Origin of the sequence: Xanthomonas bromi (assembly GCF_900092025.1) — a bacterium.
GTDB classification, from domain to species: domain Bacteria; phylum Pseudomonadota; class Gammaproteobacteria; order Xanthomonadales; family Xanthomonadaceae; genus Xanthomonas; species Xanthomonas bromi.
Genome location: NZ_FLTX01000023.1, coordinates 80,091 through 98,961 on the forward strand (window position 1 = coordinate 80,091; position 18,871 = coordinate 98,961).

Here is an 18,871-nt window from a genome sequence, read left to right on the forward strand (position 1 = left end):
CGATCGCCGTCAGGCCTGCGGCGTGCTGTCGCGTGCTGCGGCAGCGGCGGCCGACTTGCGCGCGTCGGCCAGTTCGCGCAGGCGGCGCAACTCGGCCGGGTCGATCATGCTGCTGGTATCGCGTTGGGTGTCGCCCATGCGCGAGGCGAACCAGCCGCGCGTCCACAACAGCAGCAGCACCAACGCCACCAGCAGCGAGACCACCAGCAACCACACATGCGGCGTGCTGAAGGCCAGCACCAGCGCACCCAGTGCCATAAGCAGAAACAGCCAGTGCATGACAAGCTCCCCGTTGAGTGGCGGCAGTGTAGCGCCGGGCACGGCGCGGTTCCACGTGGGCGCGCCGTTGCTGGTCAGAGCAGCGGCGACAGCAGCCGTGCGCCCGCCTCCGGCAGGCGTGAACGCCATAACGGCCGATGCGGCACGAAGCGCACTTCCTGCGCCTGTTCCATGTCGGTGCCGATCAGCCCGGCCACCTCCGCCGCGACCGCCTGATCGCGGAACAGCATCGACAGTTCGAAATTGAGACGGAAGCTGCGGCTGTCGAAATTGGCGCTGCCGACGATGCACACATCGTCGTCGGTCAGTAGCGCCTTGGTGTGCAGCATGCGCGGGCCGTATTCGTAGATACGCACGCCTGCCTCGAGCAGCTCGTCGAAATACGACCGTGCCGCGTAGGTGACCAGGCGCGAATCGCTCACCCGCGGCACCAGCAGGCGCACGTCCAGCCCGCCGAGCGCGGCCGAGGTCAGCGCCATGCGGGCGGCTTCGCCGGGGACGAAATACGGGGTGACCAGCCACACCCGGTGCTTGGCCTCATGGATGGCTGCAACCATCAGGCGGTGGATCGCTTCCCACGACGAATCCGGTCCGGACACCAGCACCTGCGCATCTACGCTGCCCTGCGCGCGGGTGGGCACATCGTCCGGCCACAGCTGCTGGCCGTGGAAGGCGGCGCGGCCCTGGCCGGTGGCATAGAGCCAATCCTCCAGGAACACCAGCTGCAGACTGCGCACCACATGGCCTTGCAGGCGCACGTGCAGATCGCGATACGCATCCTTGCGCACCTGCTCGTTTTCGTCGTCGGTAACGTTGATGCCGCCGGTGAAGCCGATCCGGCCATCGATGACGATCACCTTGCGGTGGGTGCGCAGGTTCAGCCACGGCCGCTTGAAGGGCTTGAGCAGCTGCGATGGGTGGAACCAGGCGGTTTCCACCCCGGCCTGCCGCAGCGTGCGCAACACGCGCCGGGTCATCGCCGACGAGCCCACCGCATCCATCAGCAGGCGCACCTTGACCCCGGCGCGGGCGCGCTCCATCAGCGCAGCGCAGATCGCGGTGCCGCTGTGGTCGGGCTGGAAGATGTAGTACTCCAGATGGATGTGGTCGCGCGCATGACCGATCGCGTCGATGATGGCGGCGTACGTCGCAGCGCCATCCACCAGCCAATGCACTTCGGTGGCGCTGCTGGGCGCCAGCCCGGTGGTGGACTGAGCGATCTTGGCCAGCTCCGTGCAGTCGGCATCCGGGGGGCAGACGGTGCTGTAGCTCTCCATGCCCGAGCGCGAGCGTCCGCGCCGCAACCGCTGCCGCTTCACTTTTTGCGGGCCCAGCCAGTAGTAGATCAACAGTCCCAGGTACGGCAGCGCCGCCAGCGACAGTACCCAGCTCAGCGTGGCCACCGGCTCGCGCTTTTGCAACACGATCCAGCTGGCGATCCACAGCAGATAGAGCAGGTAGGCGGCGAGAAGGAGCGCTTCGAGGTGGGGAATGTTGGCCAGCCAATCCCACGCGCCCTGTGCAAGTGCGAGCATGCGCGGATTCTACGGGGCGCACGCGGTGTTGCGATGACCGTAGGCTGCCTGAGTGACCGATGCGGCGACTTCAGAAGTGCTACTCCAACGCTGCCACTGCCGCCTTGCTCGCCCTGCTGCCCATCAAGCCGGCGCGACGTCCCCCCTGCTCTGCCAATGTCGGCATCTTGCCCATGCCCATCTCAACCTGCATGACACGCGCCAGCCATCGCTAGACCGCGCTGCAGCGAGGATTGAGCAATGCGCTTGCGCAGTATCAACGTGCGTTCGAGGTTGGACGTTCGGCACGTGCCGACCTCGTGCTGCAACCCTTTCACGCCATCAGGTTGTAACCACTTGCTGGAGGTCGTGCACCGCTCGGGAACCAACGCCGAAGCAGACAGTGCAGAACGATCAAAACAAGTCCAGTTGCGGTGTGTCCGGTTTGGGTGGCCGGAACTGCGTGGTATCGAGCTTTGGCAATCGCCCGAATCCAAGGCGTCGATACGCGATGGAAAAACGTTGCGCGATCAGCTCAGCAAACGGGCCTTCGCCGACCATGCGCTGACCGAAGCGGCTGTCGTAGTCCTTGCCGCCGCGCATTTGCTGGATCAGGCTCATGACATGCTTGGCGCGATCGGGATAATGCAGCGCAAGCCACTCGCGCCATAACTGGGTGAGCTCATGCGGCAAACGCAGCAGCACGTACCCGGCCGCGCGCGCGCCATGAGCCTTGGCCGCTTCCAGGATGCGCTCGAGTTCCTTGTCGTTGATCATCGGGATGACCGGAGCGACCAGGACGCCGACCGGCACGCCGGCAGCGTGCAGCGTCTGCATTGCGCGTAGCCGTGCATGCGGCGCGGCGGCACGTGGCTCCATCTTGGCCGCAAGACGATTGTCGAGCGTGGTGACCGAGAAATACACCGACACCAGGTTGTGCTGCGCCATCTCGGCAAGCACATCGATGTCGCGTTCGATCAAGGCCGCCTTGGTCACGAAGCTGACAGGGTGCCGGGCTTCTGCGAGGACGTCCAGGCATTGCCGGGAAATCCCGTAACGCCGCTCGGCGGGCTGGTAAGCGTCGGTATTGATCCCCAACGCGATCGGCGAACACTGGTAGGAAGGGCGTGCGATCTCGGCACGCAGCAGGGCTGCCGCATTCGGCTTGGCGAAGATCCGCGTCTCGAAATCCAGTCCCGGCGACAGATCCAGATACGCGTGCGACGGTCTGGCAAAGCAGTACACGCACCCGTGCTCACATCCCCGATAAGGATTCACGGACTGCGAAAACCCGATGTCGGGCGAGTTGTTGCGGCTGATGATGCTGCGTGCGGCTTCTTCGGCCACCACGGTCTTGGGGCGAATGGCAGTTTCGCCATCGGCATCGACCGTGCCCCAGCCATCGTCTATTTCAACGGCGGTGGCGACCGAGAAGCGACCAGGCACGTAGGCGTTGGTGCCGCGCCCCTTGACGACCGTGCGCGAACTGCGCACATCCTGCTCAGCTGCATCGGTCGTACTCGGGGAAGAAGTCTTTTGCATGCGGTTAGTATTCTTACTAACGATGCGTGGTGCAAGCAATGCCCACGGCAGTGACGAGCGAGCACAAGCGCTAGAGCGCAACGCAGGGCGCACGCCAAGGAGGCTGTCCAGATGCAGGAATCGGCAATCAGCAACCGCAACCGCCGCCGCTGCGATTCCCGATTCCCTATTCCCCGCCGTAAAGCGCCTGCGCCGACTGAAACAGGATCCAGCTGGTGGCGATGAACTTGTCGCCGCCGACCGGGCGGTTGCCGCGGTGGGTGTGGGTGAAGGCGGTGGGAGCGATCAACAGGCTGCCGGTGCGCGGGCGCGCCTTGCGTTGCTGGAACAGGAATTCGGTTTCGCCTTGCTCGAAGTCGTCATTGAGATAGAGCGTCCACAACAGATGCCGATGCAGCGTGTCGGCACCGGCATCGCGCGGATACAACTCGCAATGCCAATACGGGTAGCCGCCCTGGTCGGCGATATACCACTGCAGATTGATCGCGCCCGGGCGCAGGCAGGTACGCGCCAGATCGCCCAGCGCCTGGTCGCTCATCTGCACGATGTCCTCGGCCACCAGGCGATGCGGGGTGCCATCGGCCGTGGTGACTTGCAGCATCAACGGTGAGATCAGGGCCTGCGGATACTGCCGCAGATAAGCGAGCACGCCGTCGAACACGGCGTGTTGCAGGCGGCTTTCCACTGCCGCCCATTCGGCCATACCACTGATGCGTAAGTCGCGGCTGCGTTTGAGGTCTGGGAACACACCGCCACCGATGCGGCCTGGATGCAGCTGCTGGCTCTGGCGCATGAATCTTCGCGCGAGATGGCGTCGTCGGTGATCTGGATGAAATCAGGTTGGCTCATGCGCTTGACCATAGCAATCTGGCGCGCCGGCTGCAGCGTTCGCCATGCACTGCGCACAGGCTGGATCCGCGCGCGACGTTGTCGACATCACCCGCGCTTGGCGGCGTGGCGACACCGCGCATGGGAGACGCGCGGCGCTGATAGGCGGTGTCCTGCCCGCTTCGTTTGTTGCCGGTTGCTCGTGTCGCGTGTTGGGCATGCAACGCAGCAAAGAAAAACCCCGCCGAAGCAGGGTTTTTCGTCAAACAACGCGTACTGCGACGATCAGAACTTGTAGTTGATCGACGCGGCCAGCACGTCGCCCTTCACGTCGTAGCTGCCAGCCAGACGGTCGCCGGTGGCGCTGCGGGTGTCGCTGGTCGGGTCGCTGGTGAATAGGTGGGTGTAACCGAAGTTGTATTCGGTCTGCGCCGACGGACGCCAGCTCATACCCAGCGACACCCACTTGCGGCTCGCGTCCGGCACGCGCACGTCGCGGTGCTCGGCCGTGGTCGGGGTCTGGTCGTAGGCCAGGCCGCCGCGCAGGGTCAGCGTGTCGCTCATGCGGTAGTCGGCACCGATCGAGGCGAAGGTGGTGTCGCGGTAGGAGAAGTCCAGCACGCTGTCGGGCTGGTTGGAGGCGAAGTCCACCGTCACCTGGTCGAACTTGCTCCAGGCGGTGCGGGTGACGTCGGCCATGATCGACCACTGCTCGTTCACGTTATGCGTGAAGCTGGCGGTGGCGCTGGCCGGCAGCTTGACGGTGGCGCGGCCCTTGGTGTCGACGAAGGTGCCCGGTGCGGCCGCGTTCAGCACGGCGGCCGCACTGCCCGGCACGGTGAAGTCGGCGGTGCCGTCGGTGATCTTGTGTTCCACCTGCGAGCGGTAGCTGAAGCCGATGTGGGTGTTCTCATCGATGCTGAACAAGCCACCCAGGGTGAAGCCCACTTCGGTGCTGTCGCCCTTGATGCGCGAATAGCCATCGGCGCTGCCCGGCGCGAAGCCCGGCACGCGGCGCGCAGCCAGCACGCTGCCGAAATCCACCGCGTTGGCCAGGTCGATATCCAGACGCTCGGCGAACACCGAGGCACCGAAGGACACGTACGGGTTCACGTCATAGGAGAACGCGACGTTGAAGTCGATCGCCTGCAGCTCGGTCTTGGTGCCGTGGTAACGGCCGACCCAGTCGCGGTCGTATTCGGTCTTGAAGCCGAACGGCACGGTCAGCGAGGTGCCCAGGTGCATGTTGTCGTTCTCGCCGAACGGCACGTGGAAGTACATCGCCGGGACCGGCGCGATCATGCCGGCATCGCCGCCGTTGCCGCCGGAGACCGGGGCGCCGTTGGCGTAGTTGGCCGATTCAGGCTGGAATTTGGCCGAGAAGCTGATGGCGCTGACGTCGGCCTGGAACAGGCGACCGTCCAACTGGCGCATGCCGGCCGGGTTGTTGACCATGATGGAGGCATCGTCCGGGGCGCTGCCCGAACCTGCGAATGCGCGGCCAAGGCCCTTGGCGCTGTTTTCCTTCAGCTGGAATGCGGCGCCCTGCGCCTGACCAACGGCCAGTACGCCAGCGATACCGACGGCCAACAGGGTGGCGCGGCTGAGAGTGGAAGCAGTAGACATAAGTTGTAGCTCTCCGGATAAGGACTGCAATGGTCGATTCAGCGCCCGCGTCCAGCACCAACCCAGTGCCCGGACCGCGCCGGAGACCCCCCCCGACATACGACGCCGTACGCAGTATACCTATGACGATTAACCGAACAATAACGAATCGCACGCTGAACGCGCCGTCAGGTTAGGGGTGGGTTCAGCAGCGTGGACCGGCTATTGTCCCCCTCCGATGTTCGTCTCTCTCCCGTCCCGCAAGAAACCCACGCCCCGCTGGGCGGTGCCGCTGCTGTTTGCGACGGTGTGGCTGGCGTATCTGTGGTCGATCAGCCGGCCGGGCGAGGCGCGCAATACGCTATGGCTGGACTGGGGCGCACTCTCCAGCGGCGTCTCCAATCTGGGCGACTGGTTGGCCACGTTGCGCGACGGCAGCGTGCTGCGGCTGTTCACTGCGCTGTTTCTGCACGCCGATTGGTCGCATCTTCTGGGCAACCTGGTGTTCTTGCTGATCTTCGGGCTGCCGGCCGAGCGCATCCTGGGGCCGTGGCGGTTGTTGTTGCTGTTTCTGGTCGGCGGCGCGGCCTCCAACCTGGCGGCGATCTTTGCCATCGGCACGCCGGACCGGGTGATCATCGGCGCTTCGGGCGCGGTGTCGGCATTGATCGGCACGTATCTGGCGCTGTTTCCGGGCGCCAAGCTGGGCGTGGTGCTGCCACTGGGTGTGTTTCTGGAATTCATTCGTGTGCCGGCGCCGCTGCTGATCGGTGCCTGGGCACTGCTGCAGGTGGTGTTCGCCTACATCGGCCCGGCCTTCGGCATGGTGGCGTGGTCGGCGCATATCGCCGGCTTCGTGTTCGGCATCGTGTACGGCTTGTACGTGCGCGCGGCGATCGCGCGGCGGCTGCGCAAGCGCCACGGCTTCTGAGGCATGCAGCACGCGTGGTGGCGAGCTGAGCAGGCTTCGATCGCTGCGCGGCCGGCGCACCAGCGCGCGAGGGCGCGCACGTCGGCGGCCGGGCGCGCGCGCCTATAATCGCGGCATGTCCAAGTCTCTGTACAAAGTCACCTTCCTCAATCACGGCAAGGTCTACGAGCTCTACGCGCGCGAGGTCACCGGCAGCCATCTGTGGGGCTTCAACCAGATCGGCGAGCTGGTCTTCGACGTGCACGACGGCCTGGTGGTGGACCCCACCGAAGAGCGCCTGCGCGAAGAATTCGGCAACACCAAGACCTTGCACCTGCCGATGCAGAGCATCGTGCGGATCGAAGAAGTGGAAAAGAAAGGCCAGTCGGTGATCCGCGATGCCACCACCGGCGACAAGGTGGTCACCTCGTTCCCCTCACCGATCAAGCCACGCTGATGCGCATCCTGGTGCCCGACGACTACCAGGGGGCGGTGCGCCACCTGCCCTGCCTGCAGCGACTGGAGGGGCACGACGTGCAGGTGCTCGGCGCGTTGGCCACCGATCCCAACGAATGGGCCGAGCGCCTGGTCGAAGCCGATGCGCTGGTGCTGATCCGCGAGCGCACCCGTGTGGATGCGGCCCTGTTGCGGCGCTTGCCGCGGCTCAAGTTGATCAGCCAGACCGGACGCGTCGGCACGCATGTGGATGTGGCAGCGTGCACCGAGTTCGGGGTGGCGGTGGCCGAGGGCGTCGGTTCGCCGGTGGCACCGGCCGAGCTGACCTGGGCGCTGATCCTGTCGGCCAGCCGTCGGCTGACCGAATATCAGCATGCGCTGCATCAAGGCCGCTGGCAGGCGCTTGGCGATCCGGGCTTGGGCCGCGTGCTGCATGGGCGCACGCTGGGGATCTGGAGTTATGGGCGCATCGGCCAACGCGTGGCCGGGTTCGGGCGGGCGTTCGGCATGCAGGTGCTGGTCTGGGGCGGCGACGCGTCGTGCGCGCAGGCTGCGCGCGATGGCTACGCAATTGCGGGCAGCCGCCAGGAGCTGTTCGAGCGGAGCGATGTGCTGTCGCTGCATCGCCGGCTCACTGCGCAGACGCGCCATCAGGTGACCGCGCAGGATCTGGGCCGCATGCGCCCGGATGCCTTGCTGGTCAACACCAGCCGTGCCGAATTACTCGCCCCTGGCGCATTGCTGGCCGCGCTGGATGCCGGCCGGCCCGGGCAAGCGGCGGTGGATGTGTTCGAACGCGAGCCGGTACTGGACCCGCGCGATGCGCTGCTGCAGCACCCGCGCCTGCTGGCGACACCGCATCTGGGGTATGTGGAGCGCGACAGCTACGCGCTGTATTTCGAAGCCGCCTTCGACAATGTGCTGGCCTTCGCAGCCGGTACGCCGCGCAATCTGGTCAATCCGGACGTGTTGGCACCAACGCGCTAGCGCGTATTGCGTGGTGAATCGAACATGCAGAGGCCAAGAGCCATGCACGCGGCTGGCGCAGCAATGCGCACGGAAACGCATGGACAGGTTTGCACGCGCGTTGGATTGGGAGGACTTCAACCGGCGTCCGACACGGTGCTGCAGGCCGCAGGGAACCCATGCAACTGGTCGATCTGTAACGCGCGATGATCGCGCGATCAATGCACGCTGAGCGAGCGATTGAACGAGGCAAACGCGCCTGTTTACGTGCAAACATCTCCTGTAGCGTGCACAGACATTCCATCCGGGATGGCGATGACGCGTCCCACAAAGGCGGCGTTCTGCAAGCGACGGGTGCTGTTACTCACGGACCACGGTGACGGACAGTCCGGGATGCAACACCGAATACGCGTGCGCTGCACTGCAGTCATTACGGCAGTCAGCAAGCCACGCAGCATCAACAACGCGATAACCGCAGGACGCACTGCATGTTGTGCAAATACAGACGCCGCTTGGTCGGACATACTGCGCGCAGCACTGCACACGCTGCGGTTAACGCGCGTGCGATCCGCAGCCAGCTGATCGCACGCGCATCTGTTCGTAGCGCTTACTTAGTGGGTTCAGCCGGAGTCGATTTGTCTGTCGGTGCGGCCGGCTCGGCAGGTGTCTGTTTGTCCGCAGGTGCTGCCGGCTTGGCGGGTTCAGCTGGAGCCGCTGGCTTGGTTTTCTCGCTTGGCGCGCCCGGCTTGGCCTTGTCGGTGGCCGCCGGGCGCGCTGCCGCCGGCTTCGGCTCGGTGGCTGCCTTGGTGGCTGCCCTCGCCTTCTGCGCGGCCTGGGCTTTTGCCTTGAGCGCCGCCTGCGCCTTGGCGGCCGAGCCGGGCTGCTTGAGTTCGGACAGCGCCGCAGCAATCGGGCCGTCGCCGGGCAGCACGTCGCCGGCGCTGTAGCCCTCTTCGCCTTCGTCGTCGCCGCGCAGATGGCCCGGCAAGGTGGCTTCGCTGTAGTCGGTCAGGCTGGCCGGCACATTGGCATCGCCCGGCTGCGGTTCGGGCATGAGTTGCACTTCCGGCACGATGCCGCTGGCCTGGATCGACTTGCCGCTGGGCGTGTAATAACGCGCAGTGGTGAGCTTGACCGAATCGCCGTTATCCAGCGGCAGCACGGTCTGCACCGAGCCCTTGCCGAAGGTGCGGCTGCCGATGATGCGTGCGCGCTTGTTGTCGCGCAGCGCGCCGGCCAGCACTTCCGACGCACTGGCCGAGCCGGCGTCCACCAGTACCACCACCGGTGCGCCGCTCAGCAGGTCGCCCGGGGTGGCGTCGAACTTGGCATCGCTGATGGAGATGCGCCCGCGGGTGCTGACGATGTTGCCCTTGTCGAGCAGATCGTCGGCCACCTGCACCGCCGAGGTCAGCAAACCGCCGGGATTGCTGCGCAGATCCAGCACCAGGCCGCGCAACTTGCCGCCGGCCTGCAGCTGCTTGAGGTTCTTCTGGAAATCGGCGCCGGTGTCGGCCTGGAAGGTGCTGATGCGGATGTAGCCGTAGCCCGGCTCCAGCATCCTGCTGCGCACGCTGGCCACGCGGATGGTTTCGCGCTGCAGGGTCACATCGAACGGCTTGGGCGTCTTGTCGCGCATGATGGTCAGGACCACCTTGCTGCCGGATTCGCCGCGCAGCGGTTCCATCGCCTTGCTGGCGTCGATCGGCTTGCCGTCGATGGCCACGATCACATCGCCGGCGCGGAGGCCGGCGCGTGCCGCCGGCGTGTCGTCGATCGGCGCGATCACCTTGAGCGTGTTGTCCTGCTGTTGCAGCAATTCCACGCCGATGCCGTCGTAGGCGCCGGTGGCCTGTTCGTCGAAGGCTTCGGCGTCTTCCTTGTCGAAATAGGTGCTGTGCGGGTCCAGGTCAGACAGCAGCCCGCGCACGGCAGCGTGCATCAGCTTCTTGTCTTCGACCGGGTCGACGTAGGCCTGCTTGACCGCGTTGTACACCGCCACGAGGCGGCGGATCTCATCCAGCGGCACCTTGGAGACAGCGGCTTCATTGGCTTCCGGATCGTCCGCGGTGGCCTGGGCGGCGGCGGGGCCGGCCTTTTGCGCCCAAGCGGGCAACGCGAACAGGGCCAGCGACAGGGCAACGGACAGGACGGCTACGCGCATGAAGCACTCCGACAAAGAGATAAGGTGCCCCGCAGCGCGGAGCTGACCGGATTATGCGCGAAGCAGCGGTAAATCCGCGTTGAATTGCAGGCACCGCGCCGCGCTCAGCGGCGTTGCAGCCAGCTCGATGGATCCACCGGTTGTCCGTTGCGACGCAATTCGAAGTACAGCGCCGGCACGCCCTGCCCGCCCGAACTGCCGACCTTGGCCACCGCCTCGCCGCGTTTGATCGCCGCGCCGGCATCGCGCAGCAAGGTGTCGTTGTGCGCGTACAGGCTCATGTAGCCGTTGCCGTGATCCACGATCAGGATCATGCCGTAGCCGGTCATCCAGTCGGAAAACACCACTGTGCCATCGGCCACTGCGGTGACGGTGGTGCCCTTGGGCGCGCCGATCAGCACGCCCTTGCTGGTGTGGCCATCGGGCAAGGTGGCATTGAAGCGGGCCAGCAGATTGCCCGACACCGGCCAGCTGAGCCCACCGACCTTGGGGGCCGGTGCGCTGGAGACCACCTTCGGTGGCGTCTTGCCGGGGCGATCGGGGCGCTCGGTCTTGCCGCGTTTGGCCTGTGCGGCGGCTTCGGCGGCGGCGCGTTTGGCAGCGGCGCGACGTTCGGCTTCGGCCTTGGCGGCAGCCGCGCGCAGGTTGGCGAGCAGCTGTTCCAGCGCCTTGGCATCCTGGCCGATCGCCTTTTCGCGGTCGGCGCGTTGTTTGTAGCGATCGTCCAGTTGCGCGACGGTGGCCGCCTGTTGCGAACGATCCTTCTGCAAGGTGGCGGCCTGCGCCTTCTGCTGGGCACGCGCTGCATCCAGCGCCTGGCGTCGGGTGGCGATGTCCTGTTCCACCTTTGCCAGGGCATCCAGCTGCGTGGTCAAGGCGTGGATGCGCTGCGCACGCGCGTTTTGCACATAGCGGTGATCGGCCAGCATGCGCGTGGCATCGCCGACCGTGTCCTGCGACAGCAGCACTTTCAACGGCGCGTTGCGGCCCACCTGATCGGCGGCGCGCAACAAGGCCGCCAGCTGCGCGCGCTGGCTCTGCAGGCCACGCTGCAACTGCGCGCGCTCCTGCTGCAGGGTGGAAAGATGTTGTTCCTGCGCACGCATCGCCGCTTCGGTCTCGGTCAATGCGCGTGCGGTCTTGGCCACTTTCTCATCGGCCTGGCGCAATTGTTGCGAGGCGGTGCCGCGCTTGCCTTCCAGTTCGCGCCGATCGGCGCTGATGGTCTTGAGCTCGTCGCGCAACTGCTGCAGCTTGCGCTCGGTCTCGCGTTGGCTCTGCGCGCTTGCGCCCATGCTGCCCAGCAAGGTGCAGGCCAGCACGCACGTTGCCAGCCACATCCGTCCACGTCCGGTGGCAGGAGCGAGCGGCAGGCGCGGCAGCGGTGCGGGCGAAGGAGGCAACGAAAGATCCAGTGACTTCAGGCAGGTGCGCGATTGTAGCCAAGCATGATGTGATCGCCGCCACGCCCCAGACAACCGCCGCCGTGCGAGGTTCAGCATGAAGCTCCGAATTCTTCTCCTGGCACTGTCCCTGGTCTGCACGAGCGCCTGGGCCGAGGACATCAGCAAGGTCAACGGCAAAATCAGCGCAGACGCCGGCAAGACCTATGGCGCCCTGGATACGGTCAACGGCTCCATCGAGATCGGCGTCGGTGCGCAAACCAGGACCGTGGAAACGGTCAACGGCTCGATCACGCTGGGCCAGAAAGTGACCGTGTCCGGTGGGCTGGAAACGGTCAACGGCAGCATCCTCACCGAGCGCGGCAGCCAGGTCAGCGGTGGCGCAGAAACCGTGAACGGCAGCATTGGCCTGGTGGGAACCGAGCTGGGCAAGGGCATCGAGACGGTCAACGGCGATATCACCGTCGGGGTGGGCTCGCATGTACGCGGCGGCATCGAAGTGACCAAGCCGAACTTCGGTTTTTCGTTTCAGCCCTCGCGCAAACCGCGTGTGGTGATCGGCCCGGATGCGGTGGTCGATGGACCGCTGCACTTCGAGCGCGAGGTCAATCTGTTCGTGCACCGCAGCGCCAAGATCGGCGCGGTGAGCGGCGCCACGGCACGCAGTTTCGATAGCGACGTGGCGCCGAAGGACTGACCCACGCAGCACGCACCTGCATGCGTGTGCCGGACCGAGGGCGTCTGCTGCAGGCGCACCGCCCGGCCGCCCGGCCACAATGCGTATGGCAGGGACCGATGCACCACCCCAGCCGCGCTCACCCCACTATCCGTCGCAGGCTCTAAGATCTGAATTCCGCTGCGCGAGGAGTTCCGATGCCCCACAAGATCCTGTTGTGCCTGGCCGCGACGCTGGCCCTGGCTGGCTGCAAACGCGAACCCGCCGATGCGCCCACTGCGCCTGCGACGCAGACGCCGGCCGATAGCGCACCCAGCGCGCCGGTCAGCCGCCACGCCTTCTCCCCGGAATTGACCACCGGCGACTTCGCCGAACTGGTCAAGACGCTGGCGTCGGACGACTTCGAAGGCCGCGGTCCGGGCACGCCCGGTGAAGAAAAGACCGTGACCTACATCCGCGACCAGATGCAGCGCATCGGGCTGCAGCCGGGCAATGGAGACAGCTGGTTCCAGGAGGTGCCGATGGTGGAAACCACTGCCGATCCGGCCACCGCGCCCAGCCTGCGCAGCGGCGAGAAGACCCGCGCCCTCGTCGTCGGCACCGACATCGTGGTCGGCACGCGCACCGGCCAGGCCGAGGTCAAGCTAGACAACAGCGAGCTGGTCTTCGTCGGTTACGGCGTGGATGCGCCCGAGCAGCAGTGGAACGACTACGCGGGCCAGGACTGGAAGGGCAAGACGGTGGTGATGTTCGTCAACGACCCGGGCTTCCATACCGACGATGCCAAGCTGTTCGACGGCAAACGCATGACCTACTACGGGCGCTGGACCTACAAGTTCGAAGAAGCCGCACGCAAGGGCGCTGCTGCAGCGTTGATCGTGCACGACACGCCCGGTGCCAGCTACGGCTGGGACGTGGTGAAAAACTCCTGGTCCGGCCCGCAATACGACCTGCCGGCCAAGGACGACCCCGACCCGCGCCTGCCGGTGCAGGGCTGGATCAGCGCCGAGACCGCCAAGCAGTTGTTCGCCAATGCCGGGCTGGACCTGGCACAGGCCTACAAGGACGCCAGCAAGCGCGGCTTCAAGCCGGTGCCGTTGAAGGCCAGCTGGTCGGTGGATCTCAAGAGCACCATCGCGGCGAAGACCTCGCGCAACGTGGTCGGCGTGCTGCCGGGCACCAGCCATGCCGACGAGGCGGTGCTGTACATGGCGCACTGGGACCACCTGGGCAAGCATCCGGGCGAAAGCGGCGACAACATCTACAACGGCGCGGTGGACAACGCCACCGGTGTGGCCGGCATCCTGGAAATCGCCGATGCGTTCGCGCATCAGGACCCCAAACCGGCGCGGTCGGTCGTGTTCCTGGCAGTGACGCTGGAAGAATCCGGCCTGCTCGGTTCCAAGTACTACGTGGCCAACCCGAGCTTCCCGTTGGACAAGATTGCCGCGGTGATCAATCTGGATGCGATGTCGGTGGCCGGGCGGGCGCGCGATGTCACCGTGGTGGGCATGGGGAGCTCGGAATTGGAGGACATCCTCAAGCCGATCGCCGCGATGCAGGGCCGCACCCTGCACGCCGAAGCCACGCCGCAAAATGGCTCGTACTTCCGCTCGGATCACTTCAATTTCGCCAAGGCCGGCGTGCCGGCGTTGTATGCCGACGGTGGCGAAGACCTGCGCGAAGGCGGCACCGCTGCCGGACGTGCCGCGGCCGAGGACTACGGGCGCCACCGCTACCACGCACCTGGCGACGAATACGACGCTGCTACCTGGAAGCTCGATGGCACCATCGAAGACCTGCAGGTGGTCTACGGCGTAGGCAAGGAAGTGGCAGCCACCGAACGGTGGCCCAACTGGTACCCCGGCAACCCGTTCAGGGCCGCACGCGACCGCATGCGGGCCAACAAGCCCGGTGCGGGCACCGCGCCGGCGCAGCCGGCCGACGCTGACACCACGGAGACGCAGGCGAAGAAGGCCCAATCTCCACGCTGAGGCTGCGCAGACATGGCTGCCGCGCGGTGGCAGCCATGCACCAGCCAGATGGTTCGCGCCGGCAGCAGTGAACAACCATCCGTCACACAAAGGGCCTCCACGCGGAGGCCCTTTGTGTTGCTGCGTCCCTGGCGTCTGGCGAAGCCAGATGCCAGGGTTCAGATGTGATCCAGCGCTATCGGTCGCTTGCTGCAGGCCAACCCGTGCCTAAGATCTAAAGCGGCGGGGCGGCGCGCCGCGGACGTGTACGCCTCTGCAACGAGTGGATCTACGCTATGGGCTCGGCACGCGCACGCGATGCGCCTTGCCTCAATCGTTATCCACGCTCACCACGTGGCCGTCTTCCGGATCCACATGCAGTTCGACCTTCTGCCCGTTGCGCTTGGCATCGGCCTTCCACAAGCCATCCTTGAACTTGAGGTGGTGCACATCGGCATAGCCGCCAGTGGAGAGCGATGCGCGCACATCGGCTTCGCTGAGCTTGGATGTGGTCTGGGCGCCGTAGACGCGGCCAGTGACCGGGTCGATGTGCACGTCCACATCCTTGCCGTCGCCGCTGCGCGCATCTGCGGTCCACACGCCATGCTTGAACTTGACGTCATGCACCTTGGTGTAGCCCTTTGCGGTGAGCATGCTGGTGACCTCAACGGAGGTGAGCGCTTTGGCCGACTTGTCAGCCGCCGCCTGCGCGAACGCACCGTGCGAGACCAGGGCAAGTGCGCCGATCAGCGCGGTCTTCATCAATCGCTGTGTCATGAGACTGCTCCTGCAGTGAAGTGCGCTCATGCTGGACGGCACACAATCGCCATCAGGTGAAAACGTGCAGGGAGCCGCAACAAAAATTCAGTTAGCTGAAATGCCAACGCGCCACTTCACCCACGCTGCACGGATTATTTACATTGTGATTCGCCATCACCATCGAGCGCGCCTTTTCACCGCGCATCACGGCCGGGTGGCGACCAGGCAACGCCTGCTCGCCACGTGGCCGATGACACCCCTCCACGCGTGCTGCGTACGCCCAAAGAACAAAGCCTGTTTGCGGCGGCTGGGTGGTTGGGGTCAGCGTGTTGTGCGTGCAGCAGAGGTACGTGCGGCGGCAGCAGCAGGAGCACGCGTCGCTCGGGCAGCCTGTGGCGACAGGATCGCCATTTGCGGCTTGTTGGTACCGTCCTTGTTGGGATGCACGTTGTACGAATAGGTGGTGTTCCACCATGAACCGGCCGCCCACCAGGTCCAGCCCAGCCATACATCGGCGTTGGTGTTCATGTACGCCAGCATGCCTTGCAGCGCCTGGTTGCAGACCGCGTTGTTGGCGGTGCCGAATTCGCCCAGGAAGCCCCGCTTGCGGTTGGTGCGCAGCCACCCGGTGAAGTTGCGCAAACGCTCGGCACCAATCGTGCTGCTGACGCAGGTGCTACTGGTACCGCTCGAATCTGCGTCCAGATACTGATGCACTTCAAAGGCGTAGCGATTGAGCGGGTCGTAGAGGGATGCGAGCGCGGTGGCGTTGGAGTAACCATCCGTGGTCGGCGAATACCAACTATGCGCGCCGGTCCACAATGCGCCCGGTACCAGAATCAGGTTATTGGCGCCGGTCCTGCGGATTGCCTCGATGGCGGCCTGCGCTGCGCCGGCCCATTCGCTGGCCGAAATATTGTTGGGCTCATTCATCAGCCCGAACATCACCGCATTGTCGCTTTTGAATGCCAGTGCGAGGCGACGCCATATATCGGTAAACGTGGACACCGGTACTTGCGGGCTCCCGATCTTGTAGCCTTGATACTTGGCGTAGTTATGCAGATCGATCACCAAATACATGCCGGCTGCCTTGGCACGTGCCACCGCCTGTTGCACCAGCGCCAGCTGCGCCGGATCCAGCTCGCCGCGCGCGGTGGGTTGCAGGCGTTCCCACAGGATCGGCAGGCGAATGGTGTTCATGCCGACGCCGGCGAAATAGGTGTAATCGCTGGCCGCCGCGTACATATAGTCCTTGTTGAGAACTCCGGGCTTTTTGGAAGATGCGAATTCGGCACCCGACAGATTGACGCCGGCATAGGTAAGCGCGCGCTTCTGCGCGTGGGCAAGCGGCAGGCTGGCGAACATGATGAAAAGCAGCGTAGAGCGCACGAGCGTGCGCAGCGAGAAAGACAAGGCAGACATAAACAACTCCTTCGACGGCGGTGGGAGATGCGAGTACGTGCTTGCGCGTCGCGTGATGCGTTGCATCCGCTTGAGTCGGTGCATCTGCTGTGCCCAATTGCTGCGCACGATGAATAGAGCGCCAATCTGCGAACTGCATCGCAGTCACACTCTGTAAGTCGGGTTTTTGAGATCGATAGACCTCACAAAACCATCGCGCTGCGTTTGCGCAATGGCATCGAGCGCTCCGCGGCGCTGTCGATTTTGCGTCGTATGGACGTGTCCGCCGTCAGCGGCATGGCGTCATCTCCATGACGCCATGCCGCTGTTGAAAAACCCGAGGACGAGACGGGATCGGCTGTATCGACTTTCTCGTACAGATGCGACGAAACAGCCGGCCGGCATGGCAACGGTCAGTCCGGCAAGACGCGTGCGCTCGGCGCTTGGGATACCCGTGATGGGTGTTGCGCCGATTCCCCGCAGCGCCGGTCTGGGAGGTCCCTGGCCGTGTTGTTGCGGGTAACACGGCTGAAAACGACGCTACAACCAACAGCCGGTCGCGGCAGTGACCTGGCAGCCATCACGCGTACGCTCCGGTGGCTGCGCCGTTCACGCCCATCCGACGATTGCTCGCTGGTGAGATGGGCCGCGCTTAATTGGTAATCCGGCGCGCACGCGGACTCAATATCGACATCTGCGGTTTGTCGCGACCTTGCGCATCCGGATGCACGTTGAACGGATATGCCTCGCCCCACCACGCACCTGCCGCCCACCAGGACCAGCCCAGCCAGACATCGCTGTTGGATTCGAGATAGCCCAGCATGCCGTTGAGCGCCAGATTGCAGGTGACACTTTTGCCGGTACCGAACTCACCGAGAAACCCGCGTTTTTTGTTCAGACGCAGCCATTCGGTGAAGCTGCGCAGCCGCTCGCCCCCTATCGTGGCGCTGACGCACGCGCCGCTGGTGCCGCTGGAATCGGTATCCAGGTATTGATGCGCCTCGATGGCATAGCGATTAAGTGGGTCGCGAATGGATGCCAGTGCCACTGCATTGGATTGCCCAGCCACCGTGGAATACCAGCTGTGGGCGCCTGTCCACAACGCACCCGGCACCAGAATCAGATTATTGGCGCCGGTTTTGCGAATCGTATCGATCGACGCCTGTGCGGCGGTTGCCCACGACTGCGGGCTGATGTCGTAAGGCTCATTCATCAGCCCGAAGATCACCGCGTTGTCGCTCTTGAAGGCGATTGCCAGTCGTCGCCACAGATCGTTGAAGGTGCTGATCGGCACGTTCGTGCTGCCGATGGTGTGGCCGTAGTACTTGGCGTAGTTATGCACATCCACGATCAAGGACATGTTTGTCGCCTTGGCATTGGCGACCGCCTGCCGGATCAACGCCAGCTGCGTAGGATCCAGCTCGCCACCGGCCTTGGGCTGCAGGCGTTCCCACAGGATCGGCAAGCGCACGATGTTCATATGCTTGCCAGCGAAGTACGCATACTCATCGGCTGACGGATAGCGGTAGTCGATGTTGAGCACGCCCGGTTTTTGCGAGGATTTGATTTCGGCGCCGGAGAGATTGACGCCGGCATACTTCAGGCCGCCTGTGCCTTGCGCCTGCGCAAGTGGCATGACGGCAAGCAACAGCAAAGACAGCGCGCGGCAATGCAGCCCGCGCCTACGCTTGGTATGGGACAGCATGGGGCACTCCTAAGATTCTGTGTGCGGGAGACGTGTGCAGCGACGACGCGTTGATGCGGGCGTGAGCACGCTCGGTACAACAGCAACGCGTCCATCACCAGACTAGGCGTATCCGCCCGCACAAACTACGGCCACGAGGTACCAATCCGCCAAGCTGAGCAGTGACGCGCAGTTATGCTGTCGAAGCGCGCACGCATGGCCCGAAAGCGACGCGATTGCTTGCAGACGCTTCAATCGAAATGGCGGCGCGCCATGATGTACTCGATGGCGTGTTGCACATCGCGCGCGATTGCTGTCGTTCTCTTTGCAACCCCTCTGCGCCGCAGCGCTCATCCTTCAATCGGGATGCCTTGCTTCACTGGCAACGCAAATGCACGTGTCGCGCAAATACCAACAGGCAGAGACAGTGCGTAGACGATCTCGGGCTCAGCAGACGCGATGGCGCGGCAACGGAGACATCGCTTGCACGCAGTCCACGCGGATCGGCGTGCGTGTGTCACACCACTGCGCATGTGAGATGGCAGTGTTCTACCGCAACGTGCACGAGCGCCTCGGAGATATCGCCGACACGCAATGGGCGGTTGTTGCAAATCATCGGAACGCGCACGTGGGCAAAACGCAGCGTTGGGCTGGCGATCGATCAGCTCCGGCTTCTGCTATCGCTGTCCACATACAGCCAGCGGCGCTCTG

General features: G+C 64.8%; 14 protein-coding genes and 1 pseudogene. 5 read left to right on the forward strand and 10 right to left on the reverse strand.

Features of this window, described 5'->3' with window-relative positions; genetic code table 11:
• Nucleotides 1–9: 9 nt before the first annotated feature.
• The 5 genes and pseudogenes from XBLMG947_RS08065 to XBLMG947_RS08085 all read right to left on the reverse strand — a co-directional run bounded on the left by XBLMG947_RS08065 (nucleotide 10) and on the right by XBLMG947_RS08085 (nucleotide 5,789).
• Nucleotides 10–279, reverse strand: coding sequence for a hypothetical protein (locus tag XBLMG947_RS08065; protein WP_065467684.1), 270 nt, complete (start codon nucleotides 277–279; stop codon nucleotides 10–12).
• Nucleotides 280–353: 74 nt separating this feature from the next.
• Nucleotides 354–1,814, reverse strand: coding sequence for a cardiolipin synthase (gene cls / locus XBLMG947_RS08070; protein ID WP_065467562.1), 1,461 nt, complete (start codon nucleotides 1,812–1,814; stop codon nucleotides 354–356).
• Between the two features lie 393 nt (nucleotides 1,815–2,207).
• A complete protein-coding gene (locus XBLMG947_RS08075) occupies nucleotides 2,208–3,335 on the reverse strand; it encodes a PA0069 family radical SAM protein (RefSeq protein WP_083992959.1) in 1,128 nt (375 codons plus the stop codon).
• 166 nt (nucleotides 3,336–3,501) lie between these two features.
• Nucleotides 3,502–4,184: pseudogene (locus XBLMG947_RS08080) on the reverse strand (2OG-Fe(II) oxygenase).
• A gap of 264 nt (nucleotides 4,185–4,448) precedes the next feature.
• Nucleotides 4,449–5,789 carry an outer membrane protein transport protein gene (locus XBLMG947_RS08085; protein WP_065467566.1) on the reverse strand — a complete coding sequence of 447 codons (1,341 nt, stop codon included), beginning with the start codon at nucleotides 5,787–5,789 and terminating at the stop codon, nucleotides 4,449–4,451.
• Between the two features lie 217 nt (nucleotides 5,790–6,006).
• On the opposite strand from XBLMG947_RS08085, the gene XBLMG947_RS08090 reads away from it, so the two are divergent.
• The 3 genes from XBLMG947_RS08090 to XBLMG947_RS08100 all read left to right on the forward strand — a co-directional run bounded on the left by XBLMG947_RS08090 (nucleotide 6,007) and on the right by XBLMG947_RS08100 (nucleotide 8,121).
• A complete protein-coding gene (locus tag XBLMG947_RS08090) occupies nucleotides 6,007–6,699 on the forward strand; it encodes a rhomboid family intramembrane serine protease (protein WP_065467569.1) in 693 nt (230 codons plus the stop codon).
• Between the two features lie 115 nt (nucleotides 6,700–6,814).
• Nucleotides 6,815–7,135 (forward strand): DUF1820 family protein, encoded by a 321-nt coding sequence (locus XBLMG947_RS08095; protein WP_065467570.1) that lies wholly within the window; start codon nucleotides 6,815–6,817, stop codon nucleotides 7,133–7,135.
• Nucleotides 7,135–8,121: a D-2-hydroxyacid dehydrogenase family protein gene (locus XBLMG947_RS08100; RefSeq protein ID WP_065467572.1), complete on the forward strand. Its 987-nt coding sequence runs from the start codon at nucleotides 7,135–7,137 to the stop codon at nucleotides 8,119–8,121. The genes XBLMG947_RS08095 and XBLMG947_RS08100 overlap by 1 nt, the downstream gene beginning before the upstream one ends.
• 586 nt (nucleotides 8,122–8,707) lie before the next feature.
• Here the strand turns inward: XBLMG947_RS08100 and XBLMG947_RS08105 are convergent.
• Nucleotides 8,708–10,264 (reverse strand): S41 family peptidase, encoded by a 1,557-nt coding sequence (locus tag XBLMG947_RS08105; protein WP_065467574.1) that lies wholly within the window; start codon nucleotides 10,262–10,264, stop codon nucleotides 8,708–8,710.
• 104 nt (nucleotides 10,265–10,368) lie between these two features.
• Nucleotides 10,369–11,667 (reverse strand): murein hydrolase activator EnvC family protein, encoded by a 1,299-nt coding sequence (locus XBLMG947_RS08110; protein WP_181093142.1) that lies wholly within the window; start codon nucleotides 11,665–11,667, stop codon nucleotides 10,369–10,371.
• A gap of 97 nt (nucleotides 11,668–11,764) precedes the next feature.
• Between XBLMG947_RS08110 and XBLMG947_RS08115 the strand changes: the two genes are divergently transcribed.
• Nucleotides 11,765–12,364, forward strand: coding sequence for a DUF4097 family beta strand repeat-containing protein (locus XBLMG947_RS08115; protein WP_065467578.1), 600 nt, complete (start codon nucleotides 11,765–11,767; stop codon nucleotides 12,362–12,364).
• A gap of 176 nt (nucleotides 12,365–12,540) precedes the next feature.
• Nucleotides 12,541–14,337 (forward strand): M28 family metallopeptidase, encoded by a 1,797-nt coding sequence (locus tag XBLMG947_RS08120; RefSeq protein ID WP_065467580.1) that lies wholly within the window; start codon nucleotides 12,541–12,543, stop codon nucleotides 14,335–14,337.
• A 309-nt stretch (nucleotides 14,338–14,646) separates the two neighbouring features.
• Here the strand turns inward: XBLMG947_RS08120 and XBLMG947_RS08125 are convergent, their stop codons facing one another.
• The 3 genes from XBLMG947_RS08125 to XBLMG947_RS08135 all read right to left on the reverse strand — a co-directional run bounded on the left by XBLMG947_RS08125 (nucleotide 14,647) and on the right by XBLMG947_RS08135 (nucleotide 18,181).
• The gene (locus XBLMG947_RS08125; RefSeq protein WP_065467582.1) at nucleotides 14,647–15,093 is read right to left on the reverse strand and encodes a PepSY domain-containing protein; all 447 of its coding nucleotides are present in this window, start codon (nucleotides 15,091–15,093) and stop codon (nucleotides 14,647–14,649) included.
• A gap of 303 nt (nucleotides 15,094–15,396) precedes the next feature.
• Entirely contained in the window at nucleotides 15,397–16,497 is a 1,101-nt protein-coding gene (locus tag XBLMG947_RS08130) for a glycoside hydrolase family 5 protein (protein ID WP_065467686.1), read from the reverse strand.
• Nucleotides 16,498–17,128: 631 nt separating this feature from the next.
• The gene (locus tag XBLMG947_RS08135; RefSeq protein WP_065467584.1) at nucleotides 17,129–18,181 is read right to left on the reverse strand and encodes a glycoside hydrolase family 5 protein; all 1,053 of its coding nucleotides are present in this window, start codon (nucleotides 18,179–18,181) and stop codon (nucleotides 17,129–17,131) included.
• Nucleotides 18,182–18,871 lie beyond the last annotated feature (690 nt).

Coding starts and splice junctions, on each gene's coding strand:
- XBLMG947_RS08130 (WP_065467686.1), bottom strand. CDS start 16,497: ATGTCTGCCTTGTCTTTCTCGCTGCGCACGCTCGTGCGCTCTACGCTG.
- XBLMG947_RS08125 (WP_065467582.1), bottom strand. CDS start 15,093: ATGACACAGCGATTGATGAAGACCGCGCTGATCGGCGCACTTGCCCTG.
- cls (WP_065467562.1), bottom strand. CDS start 1,814: ATGCTCGCACTTGCACAGGGCGCGTGGGATTGGCTGGCCAACATTCCC.
- XBLMG947_RS08105 (WP_065467574.1), bottom strand. CDS start 10,264: ATGCGCGTAGCCGTCCTGTCCGTTGCCCTGTCGCTGGCCCTGTTCGCG.
- XBLMG947_RS08095 (WP_065467570.1), top strand. CDS start 6,815: ATGTCCAAGTCTCTGTACAAAGTCACCTTCCTCAATCACGGCAAGGTC.
- XBLMG947_RS08100 (WP_065467572.1), top strand. CDS start 7,135: ATGCGCATCCTGGTGCCCGACGACTACCAGGGGGCGGTGCGCCACCTG.
- XBLMG947_RS08120 (WP_065467580.1), top strand. CDS start 12,541: ATGCCCCACAAGATCCTGTTGTGCCTGGCCGCGACGCTGGCCCTGGCT.
- XBLMG947_RS08090 (WP_065467569.1), top strand. CDS start 6,007: ATGTTCGTCTCTCTCCCGTCCCGCAAGAAACCCACGCCCCGCTGGGCG.
- XBLMG947_RS08135 (WP_065467584.1), bottom strand. CDS start 18,181: ATGCTGTCCCATACCAAGCGTAGGCGCGGGCTGCATTGCCGCGCGCTG.
- XBLMG947_RS08085 (WP_065467566.1), bottom strand. CDS start 5,789: ATGTCTACTGCTTCCACTCTCAGCCGCGCCACCCTGTTGGCCGTCGGT.
- XBLMG947_RS08065 (WP_065467684.1), bottom strand. CDS start 279: ATGCACTGGCTGTTTCTGCTTATGGCACTGGGTGCGCTGGTGCTGGCC.
- XBLMG947_RS08075 (WP_083992959.1), bottom strand. CDS start 3,335: ATGCAAAAGACTTCTTCCCCGAGTACGACCGATGCAGCTGAGCAGGAT.
- XBLMG947_RS08115 (WP_065467578.1), top strand. CDS start 11,765: ATGAAGCTCCGAATTCTTCTCCTGGCACTGTCCCTGGTCTGCACGAGC.